This window comes from Streptomyces sp. NPDC030809, assembly GCF_055572195.1.
The window spans coordinates 134017-159145 of sequence record NZ_JBVIDV010000004.1; the positions used below are offsets into that span (position 1 = coordinate 134017).

The window sequence follows — 25129 nt, forward strand, 5'->3', positions numbered from 1 at the left end:
TGGTCAGATGGAACCACCATCCCCACCGGATCAGGTGACGCAGGCGGCGCGGGGTGGACGTGTACGCGTACATACGGGATAGGCGCCGCCGTACACAGAGGTAGGGCATTCATGGCACCCAACGCACAGTTCCCCGTCGGCGGCTCCGAGGCGGCCGAGGCCGAGGACCTCCGCGCCGGCCGCCGCAAGGCGTCGCGGTACGTCGTACCGCTCGCCGTGGCGGGAGTGGCCGTGGCGGCGGTCGCGGCCGTCCCCGCGCTGGCCAACGCGGGCAGCCCCGACCTGCCGGAGGTCACGGCGCAGCAGCTCGTCGAGAAGGTCGCCGCCTCCGAGGTGCAGACGCTGTCCGGCACCGCGAAGATCAGCACCGACCTGGGCCTGCCGGCCTTCGCCGACGGGCTGCTGGGCGGGCTGGGCGCGGGCGCGCCCGGCGGCTCCGGCGGCGGTTCCGTGAGCCCCGAGCAGAAGCTCACCGAGCTCGCCACGGGCAGCCACACCGTCAAGGTCGCGGCCGACGGCCCGGACCGGCAGAAGCTCACCGTCCTGGACGGCAAGGACGAGTACAGCCTGATCCACAACGGGCAGGACGTCTGGGGCTGGGACAGCAGGTCGAACCAGGTCTTCCACGAGCGCGACAAGGCCGCGCACCCCGGCGACCGGGGGAAGAAGGCCGCGGACCGGATGCCGGGCACCCCCGCCGAGCTGGCCCGGGAGTTCCTGGCGGCCGCGGGCCCGACCACCGACGTGCGGGTGGGCGACACCGCGCAGGTGGCCGGACGGGACGCGTACCAGCTGGTCCTGACGCCCAAGCAGAAGGGCTCCACCATCGGCTCGGTGCAGATCGCGGTGGACGCGAAGAACGGCGTGCCGCTGCGCTTCCGGATGCTGGCCTCCGGCGGCGGCAAGCCGATCGTGGAAGCCGGCTTCACCAAGGTGGACTTCGGCCGCCCGGCCGCGGACACCTTCGCCTTCACCCCGCCCAAGGGTGCGAAGGTGACGGAGGGCCCGGCCGAGGACAAGGCCGGTGCGGGCCACGAGAAGTGGGCGGGACCGGGCGCGCTGGACTCCCTGCCCGGCCTGGAGGGCCTGACCGGCGGCGCGGCCGGCGAGGGCCCGAAGGACGTGAAGGTGCTCGGCGAGGGCTGGGCCGCGATCGCGAAGATCGAGGTGCCCGGCGGCAAGGGGCTGAACGCGGTCGAGCAGGGCAAGGACGTCCCGAAGGAGGCGCAGCAGTTCCTGGACGCCCTCGGCGACAAGGTCTCCGGGAAGTTCGGCCAGGGCCGGATCCTGTCCACCCGCGTGGTCAACGCCCTGATCACGGACGACGGCACGGTCTACGTGGGCGCGGTCACCAAGGACGCGCTGGTGAAGGCGGCCGAGTCCGGCAAGTAGCGGCAGGCCCGCCGCCGGCGGGCGGCGGGCGCACGGGGTGGCCGGGGAGTGTGTCCCCGGCCACCCCCGGGCCGTTCCCCTCCCCCGTACAGCAGGGCCGCTGTACGGTGAAAGGCATGTCGAGACACGTCACCATCCGCCTGGACGAGGAGTTCCACGACCGCCTCAAGGCGCGTGCGGCGGCGCTGGGGACGACCGTCACCGCGCTGATCACCGAGGTCACCGAACGCGAACTCGACGAGGACCGGCGCAGTTTCCTCACCGGGGTCGAGGAGTTCGCGGACCACTGGGGCTACTTCCAGGAGCGGTTCGGGAATTGAAGATCACCATGGAGTGGGCCTGGACCGCTCTGGCCCACCACCTCCCGTCCGACCCGGCCGTGTGGGACCCCTCCGGGGTCGAGGCCGCAGTCGCCCGGCACCAGAGCGACCTGGTGCTCGTACCGGAACAGCCCGCCCCCGACACGGCATGGCGGGCCGCTGCGTTTCTGCACACCCTCGCGGTGTGCCCGGCGCTCGAATCCCCGATGAACGAGTTCTACGCGGCCGCGGCCACCCGCTCGTACCTGCGGGTGGCCGGGGCCCGGAACCTGCCCTCGCCCGAGGACCTCGGCGATCTGGTCGAGGCCGCGAAGCTGGGCAAGGCGGACCTCGCGGCGGTGGCCGAGCAGTTGCGCGCCCGGATCCAGGCCCCGGAGCGGGACCCGGAACCGGGCGGGGGGATCAGAAGGTGATCTTCCAGCTGTTGATGTAGCCGACGTCCTGGGCGGCCGCGTCCTTCACCCGGAGGTTCCAGACCCCGTTCGCGACCTCGCTGGAGGCGTTGACGGTGTAGCTGGCGACGAGGTTGTCGGCGCTGCCGCCGCTGCGGTTGTGCAGGTTGTAGACCGTGCCGTCGGGCGCGACCAGGTCCACGATCAGGTCACCGCGGTAGGTGTGGACGATGTTCACGTCCACCTTGGTGGTGGCCGGCGCGTTGCCGGTGACCCCGGAGACGGTGATCGGCGAGCTGACGGCCGCCGCGGGGGAGTCCGGGATGTTCACGTCCGTGGTGTTCTCGAAGGACGGGCCGGGCGGGACCGGGGTGGCGAAGCCCAGGTTCCAGATCGCGTAGGCGATGGCGTCGCTGTTGCGGTCCAGAGCGGTGTCGTTGATGTTCGCCGTGGTGTCGCACGAGGAGTGGTAGCACCGGTCGAAGGCCTGGCCGGACGTACCGCCCCACTTCTGCGCCTGGGCCGCGGTCTTGGTGTAGTCGGCGCCGGTGAAGAGGCCGCCGACCGGGATGCCGACGTTCTTGAAGGGCGCGTGGTCCGAACGGCCGTCGCCCTCGGTCTCGATCTCGGTGGGTATGCCGAGGCCGGAGAAGTACGTCTTGAACGTCTGCTCGATGGTGGGGTCGTCGTCGTAGACGAAGTACCCCGGGTTCGGCGAGCCGATCATGTCGAAGTTCAGGTAGCCGGAGATCTTCGCGCGCTCGGCCGTCGGCAGGTTGTTCACGTAGTACTTCGAGCCGATCAGGCCCAGCTCCTCCGCGCCCCACCAGCCGAAGCGCAGGTGCTTGGTGGGGGTCAGCCCGGCCCGGGAGACGGCGAGGGCCGTCTCCAGGACGGCCGCGGACCCGGAGCCGTTGTCGTTGATGCCGGGTCCGGAGGTCACCGAGTCCAGGTGCGAGCCGGCCATCAGCACGGAGTTCGGGTCGCCGCCCGGCCAGTCGGCGATCAGGTTGTAGCCGGTCGCGCCGCTGGAGGTGAAGGTCTGCAGCGTGGTCGTGAACCCGGCCGCGTCCAGCTTGGCCTTCACGTAGTCGATCGAGGCCTTGTAGCCGGTCCGGCCGTGGGCGCGGTTGCCGCCGTTGTTGGTGGCGATGGTCTGGAACTGCGACAGGTGCGCCTTGACGTTGGCGACCGGGATGTCCGGCGGGGTGGGGGCGGCGGTGACCGCGGTCGGGGCGGCGAGCGCACCGGGCGTGGCGGAGGCGAGCAGGCCGGCGGCCGCGAGTGCGGCGGCAGCGGCCAGACGCCCGGAAACGGAGAGGCTCATGTGGGGGCTCCGGGATTCCGTACGGGGATGGGAACGGAACGTGCGGGGATAGAGCGTCTGTGCGAGCCCGATGTTCAGTGAGAGCGTGACACTCCGTCAAGGGCGGAATTCGGTCAGGGTTGTTCGGTAAACGGACAGTCGCCCGCACCAGTGTTGGCGCGGGCGACTGAAGGGGTGTATGAGGCGGCTACGCCGGTTCGCGGGCGGCGGCGGGAGCGGCGGCGGGGTTGGTTGCCGGAGCGGCTGCCGGGGCGGCTGCGGGGGCCGGATGCGGCAGGTCCGCGGCCCCCGCCCTGGTACGCCGTACGGTGCGCAGCGCGTCCCAGGTGAGCAGCATCAGCGCGGCCCAGACCAGCCCGAAGCCGGCCCACCGCTCGGGTGGCATCGCCTCGTGGAAGTAGAGGACCCCGAGGCCGAACTGGAACGCCGGGGCGAGGTACTGGAGCAGCCCCAGGGTGGAGAGCGGGACCCGGATCGCGGCCGCGCCGAAGCAGATCAGCGGGATGGCGGTGACCACGCCGGTGGAGGCGAGCAGGGCCAGGTGCCCGGGGCCCTCGGAGGTGAAGGTGGACCGCCCGGCGGCGGACAGCCAGAGCAGGTAGCCGAGGGCGGGCAGGAACTGCACGGCGGTCTCGGCCGCCAGCGACTCCAGCCCGCCGATGTTGACCTTCTTCTTGATCAGCCCGTACACGGCGAACGAGAAGGCCAGCACCAGGGAGATCCACGGCAGCCGGCCCGCGCCCACGGCCAGCACCACGACCGCGGCGAAGCCGATGCCCACCGCCGCCCACTGCACCGGCCGCAGCCGCTCGCCGAGGAGCAGCACGCCCATGGCGATGGTGACCAGCGGGTTGATGAAGTAGCCGAGGGAGGCCTCGACCACCTGGCCGGCGTTGACGGCCCAGATGTAGAGGCCCCAGTTGACCGTGATCACGGAGGCGGCGAGGACGGTCAGGGCCAGTTTGCGCGGCTGCCGGAGCAGCTCGGGTATCCAGGCCCGGCGCCGCATGGCGAGCAGGGCCACGGCGACGAAGCCGAGGGACCAGACCATCCGGTGCGCCAGGATCTCGATCGCCCCGGACGGCTTGAGCAGGGGCCAGAACAGGGGCACCAGGCCCCAGATGCCGTATGCGCCGAATCCGTAGAGCAGTCCGGTCCGCCGCGGTTCGCTGCCTGACTTCACGTGTCCTCCTGGACGACTTCAAGCCAACCTGACGACCGTAGCGCCGCAAGGACCCCGCTGTCATGCCCAAACCAGGGAGATACTCATGACACTTCCCGAGCGCTGCTCACGCGGGGCGCGAGCGGCGCACGAGCCGGGACCGGCGGTGCCGGGCCCCGGCGCGCGCGCCGCGGCGGATCCGGGCGGCTACGCGAGGGCCGCGGCGATCGCCTCGCCCACCGGGGTGGTCGGCCGGCCGATCAGCCGCGCCAGGTCCCCGCTGGTGCCGGCGAGCCGGCCGCGTGCGATCGCGGCGTCCACGTCCACGAGGACCGCGGCGAAGGGCTCCGGCACCCCGGCCCCGGTCAGGACCTCCAGGTGCGCGTCGGCGGGCAGGTTCCGGTACGCGACCTCCCGGCCGGAGCGGGCCGCGACCTCGGCCGCGTACTCCTCCAGGCTCCAGGCGGTGTCCCCGCTGAGCTCGTAGACCCGGCCGAGGTGGCCCTCGCCGGTCAGCACCTCGGCCGCGGCGGCCGCGTAGTCGGCGCGCGCCGCGGACGCGATCCTGCCCCCGCCCGCGCTGCCCACGACGGCGCCGTGCTCCAGGACCGGGCCCAGCTGGGCGGTGTAGTTCTCGTGGTACCAGCCGTTGCGCAGGAAGGTGTGGGGGAGTCCGGAGTCGAGGATCGCCTGCTCGGTCGCCTTGTGCTCGGCGGCCAGGTCGAAGTCGGCCTCCGGGCCGCCGAGGATGCCGGTGTAGGCGAGCTGGGCCACCCCGGCCGCCTTCGCCGCCTCGATCACCGCGGTGTGCTGCGGGATGCGCCGGCCCACCTCGCTGCCGGAGATCAGCAGCACGCGGTCGCCGGCCCGGAAGGCCCCCGCGAGCGCGGCCGGGTCCTCGTAGTCCGCGATGCGCAGCTCCACGCCCCGCGCGGCGAGGTCGGCGGCCTTGTTCCCGTCCCGCACGACGGCGGCGACGCGCTCCGCCGGGACCTTGGCCAGCAGCTCTTCGATGACGAGGCGGCCGAGGGCTCCGGTGGCTCCGGTGACGACGATGCTCATGGGGGTGCTCCCGTTCGAGGGTGGGTTCCGGTCGGTGACACCACCCTACGGAGAGCGCTAACCATTCGTAAGTACCCACTTTGAAGTAAGGTACTGGTGTGGCAGTAAGTGTTGACCCCACGCAGCAGGCCCCCGAGCGGCAGGCCCCCGGGCAGCCGGCGAACGTAAGGGCCCCGATGTGCCCCTCCCGGGTCGTGCTGGAGCACGTCACCAGCCGCTGGGGCGTGCTCGTGCTGGCCGCGCTCGTCGAGCGCTCGTACCGCTTCAGCGAGCTGCGCCGCGAGGTCGGCGGGGTCAGCGAGAAGATGCTCGCCCAAACCCTCCAGACCCTGGAGCGCGACGGCTTCGTGCTGCGCGACGCCAAGCCCGTGATCCCGCCGCGGGTGGACTACTCCCTCACCCCCATGGGCCGCGAGGCCGCCGAGCAGGTCTGGGCCCTGGCCCGCTGGACCGAGCGCCGCACCGCCGACGTGCAGCGGGCCCGACAGGCGTACGACGAGGCCCGCGCCGGCGCATAGCGCGGACGGGACCCGTGCGAGCGGGGCGGCGTACGGCACCGGCAGCGGAAAGCGGACGGGCCCGGACCTCCGCGCGGAGGTCCGGGCCCGGGGGCGGTGCGGCGGCGGATCAGCCGACGACCGTCCAGGTGTCGTTGCCCGCGAGCAGCCGGCCCAGGTCGCCCTTGCCGTTCTGCTCGATCGCGGCGTCCAGCTGGTCCGCCATCTGCGTGTCGTAGACGGGCCGCTGCACGTTGCGGAAGACGCCGATCGGGGTCTGGTGCAGGGTGTCCGGGTCGGCCAGCCGGGACAGTGCGAACGCGGTCGTCGGGCTGGCGGCGTACGCGTCGTGCACGAGGATCCGCGACTCGTTCTCCGCGGTCACCTCGACCACCTGGAGGTCGCCGGTGGCCTGGTCCCGCACCACGCCCTTGTGCCCGCCCGCGCCGAAGCGGATCGGCTGCCCGTGCTCCAGCCGGATCACGGCCTCCTGCGCCTGCTCGTTGTCCTTGAGGACCTCGAACGCGCCGTCGTTGAAGATGTTGCAGTTCTGGTAGATCTCCACCAGCGCCGTGCCCGGGTGGTCGGCGGCCTGCCGCAGCACCTCGGTCAGGTGCTTGCGGTCCGAGTCCACGGTCCGGGCCACGAACGACGCCTCCGCGCCGATCGCCAGGGACACCGGGTTGAAGGGCGCGTCCAGCGAGCCCATCGGCGAGGACTTGGTGAGCTTGCCGACCTCGGAGGTGGGCGAGTACTGGCCCTTGGTCAGACCGTAGATCCGGTTGTTGAACAGCAGGATCTTGAGGTTGACGTTCCGGCGCAGGGCGTGGATCAGGTGGTTGCCGCCGATCGACAGCGCGTCGCCGTCACCCGTCACCACCCACACGCTCAGGTCGCGCCGGGAGGAGGCCAGGCCCGTGGCGATGGCCGGGGCGCGGCCGTGGATCGAGTGCATCCCGTACGTGTTCATGTAGTACGGGAAACGCGAGGAGCAGCCGATGCCGGAGACGAAGACGATGTTCTCCTTGGCGAGCCCCAGCTCGGGCATGAAGCCCTGGACCGCCGCGAGGACCGCGTAGTCACCGCAGCCGGGGCACCAGCGGACCTCCTGGTCCGACTTGAAGTCCTTCATCGACTGCTTCCCCTCGGCCTTGGGCACGAGGGAGAGCAGGGAGTGGTGGGAGGCGGGTTCCGCCGTCGTCTCAGACATCGATGGCCTCCTTGAGAACCGTGGCGAGCTGCTCCGCCTTGAAGGGCATTCCGTTGACCTGGTTGTACGACTGCGCGTCGACGAGGTACTTCGCCCTGATCAGGGTGGCGAGCTGGCCGAGGTTCATCTCCGGAACCACTACCTTGTCGTAACGCTTGAGGACCTCGCCCAGATTCCGCGGGAAGGGGTTCAGGTGGCGCAGGTGGGCCTGCGCCACCGGCAGTCCGGCGTTCCGCAGCCGGCGCACGGCCGCCGTGATCGGCCCGTACGTGGAGCCCCAGCCGATGACCAGGGTCCGGGCGCCGTCCGGGTCGTCGACCTCCAGGTCCGGGACCTCGATGCCGTCGATCTTCGCCTGCCGGGTGCGCACCATGAACTCGTGGTTGGCCGGGTCGTACGAGATGTTGCCCGTGCCGTCCTGCTTCTCGATGCCGCCGATGCGGTGCTCCAGCCCCGGGGTGCCCGGCACCGCCCACGGGCGGGCCAGGGTCTGCGGGTCGCGCTTGTACGGCCAGAAGACCTCGGTGCCGTCCGCCAGCTCGTGGTTCGGGCCGGTGGCGAACTGCACCCGCAGGTCCGGCAGCTCGTCCGGGTCCGGGATGCGCCAGGGCTCCGAGCCGTTGGCCAGGTAGCCGTCCGAGAGCAGGAACACCGGGGTCCGGTACGTCAGCGCGATCCGGGCCGCGTCCAGCGCCGCGTCGAAGCAGTCCGCAGGGGTCTTCGGCGCGACCACCGGGACCGGCGCCTCGCCGTTGCGCCCGTACATGGCCTGGAGCAGGTCGGCCTGCTCGGTCTTCGTGGGCAGACCGGTGGACGGGCCGCCGCGCTGGATGTCCACGATCAGCAGCGGCAGCTCCAGGGAGACCGCGAGGCCGATGGTCTCCGACTTCAGGGCCACGCCCGGGCCGGAGGTGGTGGTCACCGCGAGGGAGCCGCCGAAGGCCGCGCCGAGCGCGGCGCCGATGCCGGCGATCTCGTCCTCGGCCTGGAAGGTGCGCACGCCGAAGTTCTTGTGCTTCGACAGCTCGTGCAGGATGTCCGAGGCCGGGGTGATCGGGTACGAGCCCAGGTAGAGCGGCAGGTCGGCCTGCCGGGAGGCCGCGATCAGGCCGTAGGACAGGGCCAGGTTCCCGGAGATGTTGCGGTACGTGCCGGTAGGGAAGGCGCGCGTGGCCGGGGCCACCTCGTAGGAGACCGCGAAGTCCTCGGTGGTCTCGCCGAAGTTCCAGCCGGCCCGGAAGGCCGCGACGTTCGCCTCGGCGATGTCGGGCTTCTTCGCGAACTTCTGGCGCAGGAAGTTCTCGGTGCCCTCGGTGGGCCGGTGGTACATCCAGCTGAGCAGGCCCAGCGCGAACATGTTCTTGCTGCGCTCGGCCTCCTTGCGGGTCAGCCCGAAGTCCTTGAGCGCCTCGACGGTCAGCGTGGTCAGCGGCACCGGGTGGACGTTGTACGCGTCCAGCGAGCCGTCCTCCAGCGGGGAGGTCTCGTACCCCACCTTGGCCATGGGCCGCTTGGTGAACTCGTCCGTGTTGACGATGATCTCCGCGCCCCGCGGGACGTCCGCGATGTTGGCCTTCAGGGCCGCCGGGTTCATCGCGACCAGGACGTTCGGCGCGTCACCCGGAGTGAGGATGTCGTGGTCGGCGAAGTGCAGCTGGAACGAGGAGACGCCCGGCAGGGTGCCGGCGGGCGCCCGGATCTCGGCCGGGAAGTTCGGCAGGGTGGAGAGGTCGTTGCCGAACGACGCGGTCTCCGAGGTGAACCGGTCTCCGGTGAGCTGCATACCGTCGCCCGAGTCACCCGCGAAGCGGATGATCACGCGGTCGAGACGGCGGACCTCCTTGGAACCGGAGGCCGCAGGCGTGCGCTGCTCTCCGACTACAGCCCCTGCTGCACCGTCGGCCTGCTCGGCTGGGGTACTGACCTGGCTGGTCACTGAACTGGACCTCCTTCGAGGCGTACGCGTCCCAAAACCACCCTACGTCGGTAAGGGTGGCCTACCCCGGGCCGCTCACATTCTGGACTCCACTTTGAGATGTTGCGCCTCAGGGAGCGGCGGTGGGTTTGTGCCATGCCACAACTGACAGGTTGTCAGCCGGCTATGAATTCAGGTAGGTGAGCACGGCGAGCACGCGCCGGTGATCCCCGTCACTCGGCGAGAGGCCGAGCTTCATGAAGATGTTGCTGACGTGCTTCTCGACCGCGCCGTCGCTGACGACCAGCTGCTTGGCCACCGCCGAGTTCGTACGGCCCTCGGCCATCAGGCCCAGGACCTCGCGCTCGCGGGGGGTCAGACCCGCCAGCACGTCCTGCTTGCGGCTGCGTCCCAGCAGCTGGGCCACCACCTCCGGGTCCAGTGCGGTACCGCCGCGGGCCACCCGGACCACCGCGTCGGTGAACTCGCGAACGTCGGCTACCCGGTCCTTCAGCAGGTAACCCACGCCGGTGCTCGACCCGGCCAGCAGTTCGGTGGCGTACTGCTCCTCCACGTACTGCGACAGCACGAGCACCCCGACCCCGGGATGCGCCGCCCGCAGCCGCACCGCGGCGCGCACCCCCTCGTCGGTGTGCGTGGGGGGCATCCGCACGTCGGCGACGACCACGTCGGGCAGCGCGTCCTCGGCCGCCAGCCCTTCTATGGCCTCCATCAGGGCCTGTGCATCCCCGACCCCGGCCACGACGTCATGCCCCCGGTCGGTCAGCAGCCGGGTCAGGCCCTCACGAAGCAGCACTGAATCCTCGGCGATGACGACCCGAACCCTGTCCTCCACGATTCCGCGCCCCGTTTTCGTTCGTTCCGTACCTGGCACAGCAAAGCATCCCAGTCTCAAGGCGGGACGGAGCGCAGATCGACCCACCGGACCGGAGGAGTCCCCGAGGGCCCCGCCGCCCCGCCGGGCACGGGTCGCAGCCCGGACCCGGGGGGAGGGTCCGGGCTGCGGGTCCCGGGGGCGGCGGGGTCGGGGACGGGGTCCCGGGAGGTCAGGGCCGCCAGGGCAGCTCGGCGGTGACACGCGTGCCGCCGCCCGCCGGGGAGTCCACGATCAGCACCCCGTCCACCGCCCCCAGGCGCTCGGCGAGCCCCGCCAGGCCGCTGCCCGGGGAGGCGGCCGCCCCGCCGCGCCCGTCGTCGGCCACCTGGATCAGCAGCCGGCCGTCCGTGCGCCACACGTCCACGCTCGCGGTGCGCGCCTGGGCGTGCTTGCCGATGTTGGTGAGCAGCTCGGAGACGGTGAAGTACGCGATCCCCTCGATCGCCGGGGCCGGCCGCACCGGGAGGTCCACCGCCACCCGCACCCCGCCCGGGACGGCGCAGCGGGAGGCCACGGCCGACAGGGCCGCGTCGAGCCCGCGGTCGGTGAGGACGGCCGGGTGGATGCCGCGGGCCAGGTCGCGCAGCTCCTGGAGGGCGATCTTCACCTCGCCGTGCGCCTCGTCCACCATCCGCGCCGCGGCCTGCGGGTCCTCGGCCAGCTTCTCCTTGGCCAGGCCCAGGTCCATGGCCAGGGCGACCAGCCGGGCCTGGGCCCCGTCGTGCAGGTCCCGCTCGATGCGGCGCAGGTCGGCGGCCGCGGTGTCCACCACCACTCCGCGGTCCGACTCCAGCTCCGTCACCCGGGCCGCCATCCGCGAGGGGCCGAGCAGCCCCCGGATCAGGGCCCGGTCCGCCCCCGCGAACCCGCGCACCAGCCACGGGGTGGCGAGGACGAGCAGCGCCCCGCCGGCCGAGGCCAGCGCGATCCGCAGCGGGGAGTCCAGGTAGTACGTGCGGTCCCCGTTCTGGAACAGCTGGAGCCCGGGCATGTCGGTGAAGGCCGGGAACACCCAGAACCACAGCGGGTACAGCAGCATCGCCCAGCCGTAGACCATGAACACGAGGGACACCGTGAAGGTGAACACCGCCCACGGGAAGTGGACCAGCGCGTAGAGCATGTGCCGCCAGGAGGCGCCGCTCTTCAGCATCGCGACCATCCAGCCGAAGGCCCCGCCCCGGCGGGCCCGCACCGGCTCCGGCGCCTCCACCGGCGCCCGCAGCAGGCTCCGGGACCTCGCCCGCTCCACAGCCCCGAACCCGCGGCACATGGCGAGCCCGGCGGCCAGCACCGGGATCCCCAGGAAGGTCACGAGCAGACCGGCGCCGGCACTGAACGCCGTGATCCCGAGGGAGAAGTAGAGGGCGCTCAGCGGCAGCCCCAGCATCAGGTGCCCGAACTCGCGCCAGGTGCGGGCCTCGACCGGGGCGCGGAGCGCCGCCGGGAGCCGGCGCCGGGTCCCGCCGTCCGTGCTGCTGTCCATGATTCCGTCCGTTCCGCCCGCCGGGGCTCGCCCGCGCCGTCCGCTGCTCTGCGGCGCTGCTCGGCGCCGCTGCCCTGCGGCGCTTCTCCGCGCCGCGTTCTTCCTGTGCCTCCAGCCTCGCCGCCGGCCCGGCCCGGAACCATGGAGCGACCCGGCATCCTGCCCGGGGGTTAACCCCACCCCGTGGATACCGGGCCGCCCGAGGGGGCATCGGAGCAGGTCAGGAGGGGCGGTCCCGCCAGGGCAGCTCCGCCGTGACCACCGTGCCCGCGCCCGCCGGGGACTCCACCCGGAACACGCCGTCCACTGCCCCCAGCCGCTCCGCCAGCCCGGCCAGCCCGCTGCCGCCGCCCATGCGCGCGCCCCCGCGCCCGTCGTCCGCGACCCTGATCAGCAGCCGGCTCCCCGTACGCCGCACCTCGACGCTCGCGGTGCGCGCCTGCGCGTGCTTGCTGATGTTGGTGAGCAGCTCGGAGACGGTGAAGTACGCGATCCCCTCGATCGCCTCGGCCGGCCGCCCCGGCAGCTCCACCGAGACCCGCACCCCGCCCGGGACCGTGCAGCGGGAGGCCACGGCCGACAGGGCCGCGTCGAGCCCGCGGTCGGTGAGGACGGCCGGATGGATGCCGCGGGCCAGGTCGCGCAGCTCCTGGAGGGCGATCTTCACCTCGCCGTGCGCCTCGTCCACCATCCGCGCCGCCGCGTCCGGATCCTCCAGCAGCTTCTCCTTGGCCAGGCCCAGCCCCATCGCCAGGGCCACCAGCCGGGCCTGGGCCCCGTCGTGCAGGTCCCGCTCGATGCGGCGCAGGTCGGCGGCCGCGGTGTCCACCACCACCCCGCGGTCCGACTCCAGCTCGGCGATCCGCCGTTCCAGCTCGTCCGAGGGCGACAGCAGGCCGCGGACCATCGCCCGGTCCACCGTGGCCAGGGCCCGCACCAGGTACGGGAGCACCGGCCAGAGCACGAACAGCCCGACGAGCACGAGGGTGAAGGTCAGCACCCCCCAGGGCAGCCGGATCGCGTCGTAGAGGACGGTCCGCCAGGCCACCGGGTCCTTCAGGCTCCTCCACAGCCAGGGGAAGAACCCGCCGTTGCGGCCGCGGGCCGGTATCGGGGTCGGCTCGTCCACGCGGACGCCGAGCAGCCAGCGGGCCCGGGCCCGCTCGATCTTGCCCAGCTGCCGGGACCCGAACAGGCCGAGGGCGAGCAGGGGGAGGCCGATCGCGGTCACCGACAGACCCCCCGCGACACCGATCATGACAACTACGTAAACAAATCCGATGATGGTGAAAGGGAGGTTGGCCAGGAGGTAGGCCATCTCGCGCACGGTGACCGCCGAGAACACCGGCCGCACCGGCGGCGGCCGGTCGTCCTGGCGGTCGTCGGAGGATGCGGCGGACGACCCGCTGCGCGCTTCGTCGGGGACAAGGGTGGTCGCGGTCATGCCGGACAGCCTGCCGTGTGCCCACGTCGCATGCCATGGGCCGGCCCGGAGCCGGTGAACGGGGGATAACCCCACCCCGTGTGAGCCAGGCCCTAGACTCCCGTCCGTAACAGATCGTGGACAGAGGTCAGGGAGCGAGGAGCGGACGTGCCGGACGACCCGACGGTTTCGACCGTGACGGTGCTCGCAGCCGAATATTTCCGGAGCTATTCGGTCGTCGGACTGCTCGCGGTGATCGGCGTGCTCTTCGTCGCCGTGGCCTTCGGCGCCGGCCGGCTGCTGCGGCCGATGGTGCCGACCCCGGAGAAGCTGCTGACGTACGAATGCGGTGTGGACCCCGTCGGCGAGGGCTGGGCGCACACCCAGGTCCGCTACTACGTCTACGCGTTCCTCTACGTCATCTTCGCCGTGGACTCGATCTTCCTGTTCCCGTGGGCGACGGTGTTCGCCGCTGCCGGATACGGCGCCACGACCCTGGTGGAGATGTTCGTCTTCCTGGGATTCCTGGCCGTCGGCCTGCTCTACGCATGGAAGAAGGGCGTCCTCGAATGGACGTGACACCGGACGTGACACCAGGCGCGACCGTGCGCGCGACAGCGGGCGCCGCGCCGGAGCTGCTGCCCGAGCCGAAGCGGCTGGGAGTGCTCTCCCGCCTCGCCCCGGAGCCCATGAAGGTGGTCCTCAACTGGGGCCGCCGCTACAGCCTGTGGGTCTTCAACTTCGGGCTCGCGTGCTGCGCGATCGAGTTCATCGCCGCGTCCATGGCCCGCCACGACTTCATCCGCCTCGGCGTGATCCCCTTCGCGCCCGGCCCCCGCCAGGCCGATCTGATGATCGTGTCCGGCACCGTCACGGACAAGATGGCCCCGGCCGTGAAGCGGCTCTACGAGCAGATGCCCGAGCCGAAGTACGTGATCTCCTTCGGCGCCTGCTCCAACTGCGGCGGCCCGTACTGGGACTCGTACGCGGTCACCAAGGGCGTGGACCAGATCATTCCGGTCGACGTCTACGTGCCCGGCTGCCCGCCCCGCCCCGAGGCCCTGCTCCAGGGGATCCTCAAGCTCCAGGAGAAGATCGCCCGCGAGTCGCTCGAAGAGCGCTACAGCGCGGTGCGCCCGTCCGCGGCCGCCCTGACCAGCGGTCTGGTCACCCCGCCGCCGGCCCCGGCAGCGGCCGCCCCGGCAGCGCCGGCACCGGGGGAGGAGCAGGCGTGAACCCGTACGACGAACTCCCCGGCAACGTCACCGAGGTCTTCGGTGCCGAGGCCACCGCCGAGGCCGCCTACGACCTGCTGACGGTGGACGTGCCCGTCGGCGACTGGATCGCCGCCCTCGAAATCGCCCGCGACAAGCTGGGCTGCACCTACTTCGACTGGCTGAGCGCGGTGGACGAGCCCGGCACCGGCTTCCGCGTGTGCGCGCACGTGGCCGCCCTCGAAGGCGGCCGGGTGCGCCGGCTGCTGCTGCGCACCACCGTCCCGCACTCCGCCGCCGTGCTGCCCACCGCCATCCCCGTGTACGCGGGCGCCGCCTGGCACGAGCGCGAGACGCACGAGATGTTCGGCGTCACCTTCACCGACCACCCGCACCTGGTCCCGCTGCTGCTCCCCGAGGGCTTCGAAGGGCACCCGCTCCGCAAGGACTTCGTCCTGGCCGCGCGCGTGGCCAAGGCCTGGCCCGGCGCCAAGGAGCCGGGCGAGGGCGCGGACCACGGCGGCCCCAAGCGCCGCCAGATGCTCCCGCCGGGAGTCCCCGACCCCAACGACTGGGGCCCCCTGAAGGGCCAGCTCCCGCCCGCCCCGGCCCGTCCCGCCCGCACCCCGCGCGCGGCCGCCGGCGCCGAGGGCGCCCCGCCCCGCCGCACCCGCCCGGCCACAGCCGAAGGCGCCCCGCCCCGCCGCACCCGCAGCGTCACGGAAGGCTCGGCCAGCCAGGCGGCGGAGCCCACCCCCGCGGACCCCGCCACGGCCTCACCGTCCGAGACCCCGGCCCGCCCGCCGCGCCGTACGCGCTCGGCGGCGGACGGCTCGGCCAGCCAGGCGGCCGTCCCCGGAGCCCCGGCCACCGGTACGGACTCCGCGTCCGAGTCCCTGGTCCGTCCGGCCCGTCGTACGCGCTCGGCGGCGGACGGCTCGGCGAGCCAGGCGGCGGTATCCGGCGCGGGGGCCACCGGTACGGACTCCGCGTCCGAGTCCCCGGTCCGTCCGGCCCGTCGTACGCGCTCGGCGGCGGACGGCTCGGCGAGCCAGGCGGCCGTCCCCGGAGCCCCGGCCACCCGCCCGGTCGCCCGCAGCGCGGACGCCCCCTGGCACCACGCCCGCCCGGCCTTCGACGAGGAGCCGGCCGCCAAGCCCGCCCCGGCGGAGAAGCCCGCAGCGGAACCGGCCACCGAGTCGGTCGCGGAGCCGACCACCCCGCCGACCGCTGCGGAGCCGACCGGTCCGGCACCCGCAACGCCCCCGGCCGCGGAGCCCGCTCCCGGCTCCCCGGCGGACCCCACCACCGGGCCGGCCCCCGAACCGGCGCCTGCGCCGGCTCCGCCGGCCGGGCCCGGTCCGGACGAGGAGACGACCGCCGTGCCCCTCGCACCCGCACCCGATGCGGACGACGCGGACGACGCGGCCTCGGTCGCGCCCCCGCGGGATGCGGCGGGAGGCGGCGGGGAAAACCCGGCCGGCCGCGAGGGCGGCGCCGAGCCGCAAGCCGGGACCGAGCACACCGACACCGACACCGAGACCGACAACGGAGGCACCGCGTGAACGACGTCCTCGACGTCGCGCTGCGACTCATCGTCGTCTTCGCGGTCTTCCTCGTGGCGCCCCTCGTCATCGGGCAGACCGAGCACAAGGTCATGGCCCACATGCAGGGCCGCCTCGGCCCCATGTACGCCGGCGGCTTCCACGGCTGGGCCCAGCTCGTCGCCGACGGCGTGAAGTTCGCGCAGAAGGAAGACATCGTCCCGGCCAACGCCGACCGGCGCATCTTCCAGCTCGCACCGGCCGTGGCCCTGCTGCCGTACCTCCTCGTCCTCCTCGTCATCCCGATCGGCCCCGGCGAGAGCGCCGTCGGCCAGGTCGTCGACGCGGGCGTGTTCTTCGCCCTCGCCGTCATGGGCGTCGGCGTGCTCGGCAGCCTCATGGCCGGCTGGGCCTCCGCCAACAAGTTCTCCCTGCTCGGAGGCCTGCGCACCGCGGCCCAGCTGCTCGCGTACGAGCTGCCCATGCTGCTCGCCGCCGCCTCCGTGGCCATGGCGGCCGGCACGGTCTCCCTGCCCGGCATCGTGGAGGCCTTCGAGTGGTGGTGGCTGCCCTGGCAGATCACCGGCGCCCTGGTCTTCTTCGTCGCCGGCCTCGCCGAACTCCAGCGCCCGCCCTTCGACATGCCGGTGGCCGACTCCGAGATCATCTTCGGGGCCTACACCGAGTACACCGGCCTGCGCTTCGCGCTGTTCCTCCTCGCCGAGTACGCGGGCATCGTGATCCTCTGCGCCCTGACCACCGTGCTCTTCCTCGGCGGCTGGCACGGCCCGTTCGGCGGCGAGGGCCTCGGCTGGGCCTGGACCCTCCTGAAGATCGCGATCCTCGCCTTCGGCGTGATCTGGCTCCGCGTGACCTACCCCCGCCTGCGCGAGGACCAGCTCCAGAAGCTCGCCTGGACCACACTCATCCCGCTCGCGCTCGCTCAGATCGCGCTCACCGGCATCGTGAAGGTGGCGATCGGATAATGCCCATCCCCGGATCCGGCCTGGCCAAGGGCCTCGCCGTCACCCTGCGGACGATGACCAGGCGGTCGCACACCGCCCAGTACCCCGAGGTCCAGCCCGCCCTGCCGCCGCGCAGCCGCGGGGTCATCGGACTGTTCGAGGAGAACTGCACCGTGTGCATGCTCTGCGCGCGCGAGTGCCCCGACTGGTGCATCTACATCGACTCCCACAAGGAGACGGTCCCGGCCGCCACCCCCGGCGGCCGCGAGCGCAGCCGCAACGTCCTCGACCGCTTCGCCATCGACTTCTCCCTCTGCATGTACTGCGGCATCTGCATCGAGGTGTGCCCCTTCGACGCCCTCTTCTGGTCGCCGGAGTTCGAGTACGCGGAGACGGACATCCTGGAACTCACCCACGAGCGGGACAAGCTCCGCGAGTGGATGTGGACGGTCCCGGCCCCGCCCGCCCTCGACCCCGCCGCCGAGGAGCCCAAGGAGGTCGCGGCCGCCCGCAAGGCAGCCGAGAAGCTGGAGGCGGCGGCCGCCGCCCAGGCCGAGAACCCGTCCGGCCCCGCCCCGGAGGAAGGTGCCGGCCGATGACCGCCCTCACCCTCGCCGCCGCCGGCGGCCCGGGCTTCCTCTCCCCGACCGGTGTCGAGATCGCCTTCGTCCTCGTCGGCCTCGCCACCCTGGGCGCCGCCCTGGTCACGGTCACCACCCGCCAGCTGGTGCACGCCGCCCTCTGGCTGGTCGTCGCCCTCGGCGGAATCGCCGTGGAGTACCTGCTGCTGACCGCCGAGTTCATCGCCTGGGTCCAGGTACTGATCTACGTCGGATCCGTGGTCGTCCTCCTCCTCTTCGGCCTCATGCTCACCAAGGCGCCCATCGGCCGCTCCCCGGACGCCGACTCCGGCAACCGGTGGGCCGCCCTCGCCGTGGCCCTGTCCGCCGCCGGCGCCCTGGTCTGGGTGGTCGTCGACGCCTTCCGCACCACCTGGATCGACCTCGACGGCCCCGCCCAGGGCAGCACGAAGGTCTCCGGCGAGATCCTCTTCCGCCACTGGGTGCTGCCCTTCGAAGCGCTCAGCGTCCTCCTGCTGGCCGCCCTCGTCGGCGCGATCGTCCTGTCCCGCAAGAGCCCGACCGACGCCCCCGAGGGCTCCGACAAGGAGCACCGCTGATGCACCTCGCCTACCCCGCCGTGCTCGCGGCCCTCCTCTTCTGCACCGGCCTCTACGGAGTGCTCGCCCGCCGCAACGCCATCCTGGTCCTGATGTCCGTCGAGCTCATGCTCAACGCCGTCAACCTCAACCTGGTGGCCTTCGACGTCTGGCTGCGCGACACCCTCCACGCAGGCCAGGCCCTCACCCTCTTCACCATCGCCATCGCCGCCGCCGAGATCGGCATCGGCCTGGCGATCGTGCTGATGGTGTACCGCAACCGCGGCACCTCCGACATCGACCGCCTGCGGGACACCGCCGAAGGCCGAGAGCCCGCCCCGGCCACCGGGACCGCCCGGCCCGCCGGAGAGGCCGACCGCGCAACCGGAGCCGCCGCGTGACCACCACGACCCTCGCCGTCCTCGTCCCCCTCCTGCCCTTCCTGGGAGCGGTCGCCGGACTGCTGCTCGGCCGCACCGCCCCCGGCTTCGTGCGCCCGCTGGCCGTGCTGCCCACCCTCGCGGCCGCCGCCCTCGCCGTCACCGTCGCCGTCCGGCACGGAGGCGGCAAGGACATCGACGCCGCCACGGAGCTGACCCCGACCGGCTCGGTCCCGATCGAGCTCGCCCTCCACCTCGACGGCTTCGCCGTCCTCGTGGCGGTCCTCGTCGGCATCGTCGCCACCTGCGTCCAGCTCTACTCGACCGCCTACCTCCGCGAGGACCCGCGCTACCCCTCGTACGCGGCACTGGTCTCCCTCTTCACCTCCGCCATGCTGCTCGTCGTCTACTCCGGCGACCTGATGGTGCTGCTGGTCGGCTGGGAGATCATGGGCATCTGCTCGTACTTCCTGGTCGGCCACTACTGGGAGACCGAGGCCGCCCGGTCCGCCTCCCTCAAGGCCTTCCTCGTCACCAAGCTCGGCGACGTCCCCTTCCTCTTCGGCATGTTCGCGCTCGCCGCGGACGCCGGCTCCTTCCGGATCACCAAGATCCTCGGGGCCGTGGCCGCGGGCGGCCTCGACCACCCGACCCTGATCGCCCTGCTGCTGCTCGCCGGCGTCGCCGGAAAGTCCGCGCAGTTCCCGCTCCACACCTGGCTCCCGGACGCCATGGCCGGCCCCACCCCGGTCTCCGCGCTGATCCACGCCGCGACCATGGTCGCCGCCGGCGTCTACTTCATCGCCCGCCTCCTCCCGGTCTTCACGGCCTCCCAGGCCGCCCTCGTGGTCATGGCCGTCATGGCGGCCGTGACGATGATCGGCTCGGCGCTCGCCGCCCTGGCCCAGGACGACATCAAGCGCGTCCTCGCCTACTCCACGGTCGGCCAGCTCGGCTACATGACCGGCGCCCTCGCCGTCGCCGACCGCGGCGCCGCCGTCTTCCACCTCCTGTCCCACGGCTTCTTCAAGGCCCTGCTCTTCCTCGGCGCCGGCGTGATCATCCACGCCGCGGGGACGAACTCCCTGGCCGCCATGTCCCGCATGGACGGCCTGGCCAAGCGCATCCCCGACGCCTTCTGGACCATGACGGTCGCGCTGCTCGCCCTGGCCGCCCTCCCGCCCTTCGCCGGCTTCTTCTCCAAGGAAGCCGTCCTCGTCGCCGCCGAGAAGGCCGCCGAAGGCCACACCGAGCTCGCCCCCACGGCAGCCGGCTGGACCGTCCTCGCCGCCGGCGTCCTCACCGCCCTGCTCACCGCCGCGTACGCCACCCGCCTGTGGTTGATGGCCTTCCGCGGCCGCGGGGAACAGGCCCCCGACCACGGCCGCCAGCCCACCGCCATGACCGGCGTGCTCTGGCTCCTCGCCGTCCCCACCCTCGGCTTCGGCCTCGCCTCGGGCGTCCTCGGCGACTGGTTCGACGGCGGCCGCTTCCTGCCCACCCTCACCACCTCGGTGCTCGGCACCGGCGCCGCACTCCTCGGCGCCGTCCTCACCTACGGCCTGTGGCAGCGCGCCTCCGCCCGGACCGCCGTCCCCGCCGCCGTACCGGTCGAATCCGCCGCACAGGCCCCCGAGACGGAGCACGTGCCGCCCGCCACCGGCCCGGCAGCCGCCCAGCCCCTCACCGGCTTCACCCCCGCACCGCCCGCCGCCGACCCCGGCCGCACCCTGCTCGGACCGCTGTACCCGCACGCGGCCGCCGGCTTCCACATCGACGCCGTCTACGCCGCGCTCTTCGTACGCCCCGTCCGGGCCGCCGCCACGCTGGTCCGCTTCCTCGACCGCGAGGTCGTCGACACGTACGTCCGCGGAGCCGGCGCCTCACCGCGACTGCTCGGCACCCTCGTCCGCCGCGCCCAGACCGGCAACGTGCAGACCTACCTGAGCGCCCTGCTCGCGGGTTCCGTGGTCCTCGCGGTCGCCGCCGCCGTCCTTGCCAACGTCAACGCCGGATCGTGAGCCGTGAGTCAGCCGTGATTGATATCAGCGCATCCGTGATGCAGTTCCTTCTGGCGTTCATCCTGGCCGCACCCCTGGCCGGTGCCGCCGCGGCACTCCTGCCGGCCCCGCCCGGGCTCAAGGGCCGCAGCCCCGAACAGGCCGTGCTGCGCCACGGCGTCACCGTCACCGGCGCGATCCTCGCCGCCGCGGTGGTGCTCGCCCTCGGCTTCGACCACGACGCCCCCGCCCGCTTCCAGGCGACGACCGACATCAGCTGGATCCAGGCGCTGAACGTCCGGATCCACCTCGGCATCGACGGCATCTCGCTCCCCCTCCTCCTGATGACCGCGCTGCTGTTCTTCCTGTGCGCGCTGTACAGCTACTTCAAGCTCCCCGCAGGCCCTTCCCCCAAGGCCTTCGTGGCGCTCCTGCTCGTCCTGGAGTCCGGCACCCTCGCCACCTTCGCCGTCCTCGACCTGCTGCTCTTCTTCCTCGCCTTCGAGATGGTGCTCATCCCGATGTACTTCCTCATCGCCCGCTGGGGCGGTGACCAGCGGCGCGCCGCCGCCTGGAAGTTCATCCTCTACACACTGCTCGGATCCGTGGTCATGCTGCTCGGCCTGCTGCTCATCGGGCTGAGCGCCGGCACGTTCGACATGGTGGCACTCGCCACTGACAACGGCCGCGAACTCACCCACACCACCCAGCTCCTGGCCGTCCTCGCCATCGGCACCGGCCTCGCCGTGAAGACCCCGATGTGGCCCCTGCACAGCTGGCTCCCCGAAGCCCACACCGCCGCCCCCACCGTGGGCTCGGTGCTCCTCGCCGGCGTGCTGCTGAAGATGGGCACCTACGGGTTCGTCCGGATCCTGCTCCCCGTCACCCCCGAGGGCATGCAGACCTTCGCCCCCTACCTCGGCGCCTTCGCCGTCGTCGGCATCATCTACGGGTCCCTCGCCTGCCTCGCCCTCGCCCGCAAGGGATCCAAGGGCGACCTCAAGCGGCTCATCGCGTACTCCTCCGTCGGCCACATGGGCTTCGTACTCCTCGGCATCGCCACCATGACCCCCACCGGAGTCAACGGCGCGCTGTTCGCGAACATCGGCCACGGCCTCATCACCGGCCTCCTCTTCTTCCTCGTCGGGGCCCTCAAGGACCGCTACGGCACCAGCGACCTCGACACCCTCGCCGGGGCCACCGGAGCCGCCCTCTACGGCCGCGCCCCCCGCCTCGGCGCCCTCCTCGCCTTCGCCGCCGTCGCCTCCCTCGGACTGCCCGGCCTCGCCGGGTTCTGGGGCGAGATGCTGGCTCTCTTCGGCGCCTTCGATCCGGCCGAAGGCCTCAGCCGGCCGGCGTTCCTCACGTTCATGGCCGTCGGCGGCCTCGGCACCCTGCTGACCGCCGCCTACCTCCTGATCGTCGTACGGAGGGTCTGCATGGGCGAGCACCTGCCCGCCGACCCCGAGGCGCACCCCGAAACCCGGGCGGACGACATGCAGCCCCTGCTCGCCGACGTCCACGGCTACGAGTTCGCCGCCTGGACCCCGCTCGTCGCCCTCACCGTCCTCGCCGGCCTGTGGCCCGCGGTCCTCCTCGGCCTCACCGACCCGGCCGTCCAGAAGCTCCTCGCAGGAGGCAACGCATGACGGCCCAGCTCCTCGCGGCCGCCGACCTGGTCCAGTCCGTCGACTGGGCGGCCATCGCCCCGCCGCTCGCCGCGGCCGCCGTCGGCCTGCTCGTCCTGGTCGCCGACCTGTTCGTGGAAGACCGGAAGAAGGCCCTCCTCGGATGGCTCGCCACCGCCGGCCTCGCCGGCGCGCTGCTGAGCCTGCTGCCCCTGCGGTCCGGGGACCGCAGCACCTTCTGCCTCACCACCGACCCGGCCGCCTGCAGCTACGTCGCCGACGACTTCACCCTCGTCGTGCAGTTCCTGGTGATCGGCGGCGCGCTGCTCACCGCCCTGCTCTCGCTCACCGCCGCCGAAGAAGGCCGGCTGCCCGCGGGCGAGTTCTGGTTCCTGCTGCTCTCCGCCACCGCCGGCGCCGCCCTGCTGCCCGCCTCCCGCGACCTCGCCACCCTCATCGTGGCCCTCGAAGTCGCCTCCCTCCCCGCCTTCGCGCTCGTCGGCATGCGCCGCGGGGACCGCATGTCCTCCGAGGCCGCCCTCAAGTTCTTCCTCTCCTCCGTCACCGCCACCGCGGTCTCCCTGCTCGGCGTCAGCTTCGTCTACGCCGCCACCGGCAGCCTGCACCTCTCCCGCGTCGCGGACGGCCTGGAGCACGTGCCCGGCCGGCTCGACACCCTCGCCATGGCCGGTGTCGCGCTGACCCTCATCGGCTTCGCCTTCAAGACCGCCGCTGTGCCCTTCCACTTCTGGGTGCCCGACACCTACGTCGGGGCGCCGCTGCCCGTCGCCGCCTACCTGTCGGTGGTCGGCAAGGCCGTCGGCTTCACCGGCCTGGTCCTCGTCACCGTCCTCGCCTTCCCCTCGTACTCCGAGATCTGGGGCCCCGTCCTCGCGGTCCTCGCCGCGCTCACGATGACCCTCGGGAACGCCGCCGCCCTGCGCCAGGACCCCGCCCGCGAGCACAGCGCCGTACGCCTCCTCGCCTGGTCCTCCGTCGGCCAGGCCGGCTACCTCCTCGTCCCGATCGCCGCCGCCGCGTACGCCGGCCGCGACCAGATCGGCTCCACCGTCGCGTACGCCCTCATGTACGCCGCGGTGAACCTCGGCGCCTTCGCCGTGGTCGCCCTCGTCGCCCGCAGCGCCCCGCTCAACCGGATCGGGGACTACCGCGGCCTGTACTCCCGCCGCCCCTTCGCCGCCCTCTCACTGGCCTTCTTCCTGCTCTGCCTGGCCGGCCTGCCCCCCGGCATCATCGGCCTCTTCGCCAAGGTCGCCGTCTTCCGCTCCGCGGTGGACGCGGGACTCGGCTGGCTCGCCGTGGTCATGGCCGTGAACGTGGTCGTCGCCCTCTACTACTACCTCCAGTGGACCGCCCTCCTCTTCCGCGCCCCGCAGCCGGCCGGAGAGCCCGCCGCGGCCGCTGCCGCCGCCGAAACCACCCCCGCGGCCGCCGCCCGCCCGCGGGTGCCCCTGCCGGTCACCGTCGCGGTCGTCCTCGCCGCCGCCGTGGCCGTCGTGCTGTCCGGTGCCCCGCAGATCGTCCTGCGCTTCGCCGCGGGGAGCCTCTTCCCCCAGTGACGGGCGGGCCCGCCCCGGTGTTCCCGGCAGCCCCCCGTGTCGCCCGTACGGAGCAACCCAGCGCCCACCTGCGCCGCCCCGCTCCGGGGCGGCGGCAGGGAACCCCAGGTCCTCGCGTGGCGTTGACCAGGTAGGGAGGGTCCACTGGACCGTGGAGCCTCGCCAGGGTCCCCCTGCCGCACCACTTGGAGGGCGTACCGTGCACCGCCGGCACAACGGGCTGAAGACCGCCGTACTCCTCGGCGGGCTGTCCGCACTCATCATCGTCATCGGGAGCTTCTTCGGGCGCGGAGGCCTGATCGTCGCGGTCCTCGTGGCGCTCGGGACGAATGCGTACGCGTACTGGAACAGCGACAAGCTGGCCCTGCGCGCGATGCGCGCCCGCCCCGTCAGCGAGTTCGAAGCCCCGGAGCTCTACCGCATGGTGCGCGAGCTCTCCACCTCCGCGCGCCAGCCCATGCCCCGCCTGTACATCTCCCCGACCGAGGCCCCGAACGCCTTCGCGACGGGCCGCAACCCCCGCAACGCGGCCGTGTGCTGCACCGACGGGATCCTGCGCATCCTCGACGAGCGCGAGCTGCGCGGGGTCATCGGGCACGAGCTGAGCCACGTCTACAACCGGGACATCCTCATCTCCTCGGTGGCCGGAGCCCTCGCCTCCGTGGTGATGTTCCTCGTCAACTTCGCCTGGCTGATCCCGGTCGGCCGGTCCGGCGACGACGAGGGCCCCGGCCTCCTCGGCATGCTCCTGATCATGTTCCTGGGCCCGGTGGCGGCCTCCATCATCCAGCTGGCCGTCAGCCGCTCCCGCGAGTACGAGGCGGACGCCTCGGGCGCCCAGCTCACCGGCGACCCGCTCGCCCTCGCCAGCGCCCTGCGCAAGCTCGACGCGGGCACCAAGCAGCTGCCGCTGCCCCCGGAACCGCGCCTGGAGACCGCGAGCCACATGATGATCGCGAACCCCTTCCGCCCCGGCCGGGGGCTCTCCCGGATGTTCTCCACCCACCCGCCGATGGCCGAGCGGATCGCGCGCCTGGAGCAGATGGCGGGCCGTCAGCACTGAGGCCCGCACCGGCAGGGTCATGAAGCCGTCACAGTCCTGTCGCCCCGACCGGCCGGCAGGCCGTCACCAGTGAAGATGGGCAGATGAAGACAATCCTGAACCTCATATGGCTCGTGCTCAGCGGCTTCTGGCTGTTCCTCGGCTACTGCCTCGCCGGCCTGCTGCTGTGCATCACCGTCATCGGCATCCCGTTCGGCATCGCCGCGTTCCGCATCGCGATCTACGCGCTCTGGCCGTTCGGGTACACCACCGTGGAACGCCGCGACGCGGGCGCGCCCTCGGTCATCGGCAACGTGCTCTGGCTGGTCCTGGCCGGCTGGTGGCTGGCCCTCGGCCACATCTTCACGGGCATCGCCCTGTGCATCACCATCATCGGCATCCCGTTCGGCATCGCGAACTTCAAGATGATCCCGGTCTCGCTGCTCCCGCTGGGGCGCGAAATCGTCCCGACGGACGCCCCGTTCGCGACCCGCTGAGCCCGCCGCAGGCCCCCGGAGCGGCGGTCCTCCCGCCGC

24 protein-coding genes are annotated in these 25129 nt (G+C 72.6%); 16 read left to right on the forward strand and 8 right to left on the reverse strand.

The genetic code is table 11. The features are described from left to right. The first annotated feature begins 111 nt into the window (after positions 1 to 111). From ACZ407_RS07275 to ACZ407_RS07285, 3 genes are all read left to right on the forward strand, one after another. Positions 112 to 1392 carry a LolA family protein gene (locus ACZ407_RS07275; protein WP_468126243.1) on the forward strand — a complete coding sequence of 427 codons (1281 nt, stop codon included), beginning with the start codon at positions 112 to 114 and terminating at the stop codon, positions 1390 to 1392. A 116-nt stretch (positions 1393 to 1508) separates the two neighbouring features. Continuing rightward, positions 1509 to 1712 (forward strand): hypothetical protein, encoded by a 204-nt coding sequence (locus ACZ407_RS07280; RefSeq protein ID WP_328969029.1) that lies wholly within the window; start codon positions 1509 to 1511, stop codon positions 1710 to 1712. Further along, complete coding sequence (locus ACZ407_RS07285; RefSeq protein ID WP_468126245.1) at positions 1709 to 2125, forward strand: hypothetical protein; 417 nt, start codon at positions 1709 to 1711, stop codon at positions 2123 to 2125. Before ACZ407_RS07280 ends, ACZ407_RS07285 begins: the two co-directional genes overlap by 4 nt. On the opposite strand, the gene ACZ407_RS07290 is transcribed toward ACZ407_RS07285, so the two are convergent. The 3 genes from ACZ407_RS07290 to ACZ407_RS07300 form a co-directional block, all read right to left on the reverse strand. Then, positions 2115 to 3431 (reverse strand): M28 family metallopeptidase, encoded by a 1317-nt coding sequence (locus ACZ407_RS07290; protein ID WP_468126246.1) that lies wholly within the window; start codon positions 3429 to 3431, stop codon positions 2115 to 2117. The genes ACZ407_RS07285 and ACZ407_RS07290 overlap by 11 nt on opposite strands. Before the next feature lie 187 nt (positions 3432 to 3618). Next, positions 3619 to 4614, reverse strand: coding sequence for an EamA family transporter RarD (gene rarD / locus ACZ407_RS07295; RefSeq protein WP_468126247.1), 996 nt, complete (start codon positions 4612 to 4614; stop codon positions 3619 to 3621). Between the two features lie 186 nt (positions 4615 to 4800). Further along, a complete protein-coding gene (locus ACZ407_RS07300) occupies positions 4801 to 5655 on the reverse strand; it encodes an SDR family oxidoreductase (protein WP_468126249.1) in 855 nt (284 codons plus the stop codon). 176 nt (positions 5656 to 5831) lie between these two features. On the opposite strand from ACZ407_RS07300, the gene ACZ407_RS07305 reads away from it, so the two are divergent. Then, on the forward strand, positions 5832 to 6173 hold the full coding sequence (locus tag ACZ407_RS07305) for a winged helix-turn-helix transcriptional regulator (RefSeq protein ID WP_468126563.1): 342 nt from the start codon (positions 5832 to 5834) through the stop codon (positions 6171 to 6173). Positions 6174 to 6282: 109 nt separating this feature from the next. Here ACZ407_RS07305 and ACZ407_RS07310 read toward each other — a convergent pair whose 3' ends face one another. From ACZ407_RS07310 to ACZ407_RS07330, 5 genes are all read right to left on the reverse strand, one after another. Continuing rightward, positions 6283 to 7362 carry a 2-oxoacid:ferredoxin oxidoreductase subunit beta gene (locus ACZ407_RS07310; protein WP_468126250.1) on the reverse strand — a complete coding sequence of 360 codons (1080 nt, stop codon included), beginning with the start codon at positions 7360 to 7362 and terminating at the stop codon, positions 6283 to 6285. Continuing rightward, positions 7355 to 9298, reverse strand: coding sequence for a 2-oxoacid:acceptor oxidoreductase subunit alpha (locus ACZ407_RS07315; protein WP_468126252.1), 1944 nt, complete (start codon positions 9296 to 9298; stop codon positions 7355 to 7357). Before ACZ407_RS07315 ends, ACZ407_RS07310 begins: the two co-directional genes overlap by 8 nt. A 163-nt stretch (positions 9299 to 9461) precedes the next feature. Beyond that, positions 9462 to 10133 (reverse strand): response regulator transcription factor, encoded by a 672-nt coding sequence (locus ACZ407_RS07320; protein ID WP_468126254.1) that lies wholly within the window; start codon positions 10131 to 10133, stop codon positions 9462 to 9464. Positions 10134 to 10344: 211 nt separating this feature from the next. Further along, positions 10345 to 11658: a sensor histidine kinase gene (locus ACZ407_RS07325; protein ID WP_468126255.1), complete on the reverse strand. Its 1314-nt coding sequence runs from the start codon at positions 11656 to 11658 to the stop codon at positions 10345 to 10347. Between the two features lie 220 nt (positions 11659 to 11878). Beyond that, the gene (locus tag ACZ407_RS07330) at positions 11879 to 13102 is read right to left on the reverse strand and encodes a sensor histidine kinase (protein WP_468126257.1); all 1224 of its coding nucleotides are present in this window, start codon (positions 13100 to 13102) and stop codon (positions 11879 to 11881) included. 147 nt (positions 13103 to 13249) lie between these two features. Here ACZ407_RS07330 and ACZ407_RS07335 point away from each other — a divergent pair, with 147 nt between their 5' ends. The 12 genes from ACZ407_RS07335 (at position 13250) to ACZ407_RS07390 (ending at position 25090) form a co-directional block, all read left to right on the forward strand. Continuing rightward, positions 13250 to 13660 (forward strand): NADH-quinone oxidoreductase subunit A, encoded by a 411-nt coding sequence (locus ACZ407_RS07335; protein ID WP_468126259.1) that lies wholly within the window; start codon positions 13250 to 13252, stop codon positions 13658 to 13660. After that, complete coding sequence (locus ACZ407_RS07340; protein ID WP_468126260.1) at positions 13651 to 14316, forward strand: NADH-quinone oxidoreductase subunit B; 666 nt, start codon at positions 13651 to 13653, stop codon at positions 14314 to 14316. Before ACZ407_RS07335 ends, ACZ407_RS07340 begins: the two co-directional genes overlap by 10 nt. Further along, positions 14313 to 15860, forward strand: a complete 1548-nt coding sequence (locus ACZ407_RS07345) for an NADH-quinone oxidoreductase subunit C (RefSeq protein ID WP_468126262.1) — start codon at positions 14313 to 14315, stop codon at positions 15858 to 15860. Before ACZ407_RS07340 ends, ACZ407_RS07345 begins: the two co-directional genes overlap by 4 nt. Further along, entirely contained in the window at positions 15857 to 16825 is a 969-nt protein-coding gene (locus ACZ407_RS07350; RefSeq protein WP_468126264.1) for a complex I subunit 1/NuoH family protein, read from the forward strand. Before ACZ407_RS07345 ends, ACZ407_RS07350 begins: the two co-directional genes overlap by 4 nt. Continuing rightward, complete coding sequence (locus ACZ407_RS07355; RefSeq protein WP_468126565.1) at positions 16822 to 17403, forward strand: NuoI/complex I 23 kDa subunit family protein; 582 nt, start codon at positions 16822 to 16824, stop codon at positions 17401 to 17403. Before ACZ407_RS07350 ends, ACZ407_RS07355 begins: the two co-directional genes overlap by 4 nt. After that, positions 17400 to 17984 carry an NADH-quinone oxidoreductase subunit J family protein gene (locus ACZ407_RS07360; protein WP_468126266.1) on the forward strand — a complete coding sequence of 195 codons (585 nt, stop codon included), beginning with the start codon at positions 17400 to 17402 and terminating at the stop codon, positions 17982 to 17984. Before ACZ407_RS07355 ends, ACZ407_RS07360 begins: the two co-directional genes overlap by 4 nt. Next, on the forward strand, positions 17984 to 18364 hold the full coding sequence (nuoK, locus tag ACZ407_RS07365) for an NADH-quinone oxidoreductase subunit NuoK (protein WP_468126267.1): 381 nt from the start codon (positions 17984 to 17986) through the stop codon (positions 18362 to 18364). Before ACZ407_RS07360 ends, nuoK begins: the two co-directional genes overlap by 1 nt. After that, entirely contained in the window at positions 18361 to 20364 is a 2004-nt protein-coding gene (locus ACZ407_RS07370; RefSeq protein ID WP_468126268.1) for an NADH-quinone oxidoreductase subunit 5 family protein, read from the forward strand. The genes nuoK and ACZ407_RS07370 overlap by 4 nt, the downstream gene beginning before the upstream one ends. 38 nt (positions 20365 to 20402) lie before the next feature. Then, the gene (locus ACZ407_RS07375) at positions 20403 to 21992 is read left to right on the forward strand and encodes an NADH-quinone oxidoreductase subunit M (protein WP_468126567.1); all 1590 of its coding nucleotides are present in this window, start codon (positions 20403 to 20405) and stop codon (positions 21990 to 21992) included. Beyond that, positions 21989 to 23551, forward strand: coding sequence for an NADH-quinone oxidoreductase subunit N (locus ACZ407_RS07380; protein ID WP_468126269.1), 1563 nt, complete (start codon positions 21989 to 21991; stop codon positions 23549 to 23551). The genes ACZ407_RS07375 and ACZ407_RS07380 overlap by 4 nt, the downstream gene beginning before the upstream one ends. Before the next feature lie 199 nt (positions 23552 to 23750). Next, positions 23751 to 24614 carry a zinc metalloprotease HtpX gene (gene htpX, locus ACZ407_RS07385; RefSeq protein WP_468126271.1) on the forward strand — a complete coding sequence of 288 codons (864 nt, stop codon included), beginning with the start codon at positions 23751 to 23753 and terminating at the stop codon, positions 24612 to 24614. Between the two features lie 83 nt (positions 24615 to 24697). Next, on the forward strand, positions 24698 to 25090 hold the full coding sequence (locus ACZ407_RS07390; RefSeq protein WP_468126273.1) for a YccF domain-containing protein: 393 nt from the start codon (positions 24698 to 24700) through the stop codon (positions 25088 to 25090). The last annotated feature ends 39 nt before the right edge of the window (positions 25091 to 25129 follow it).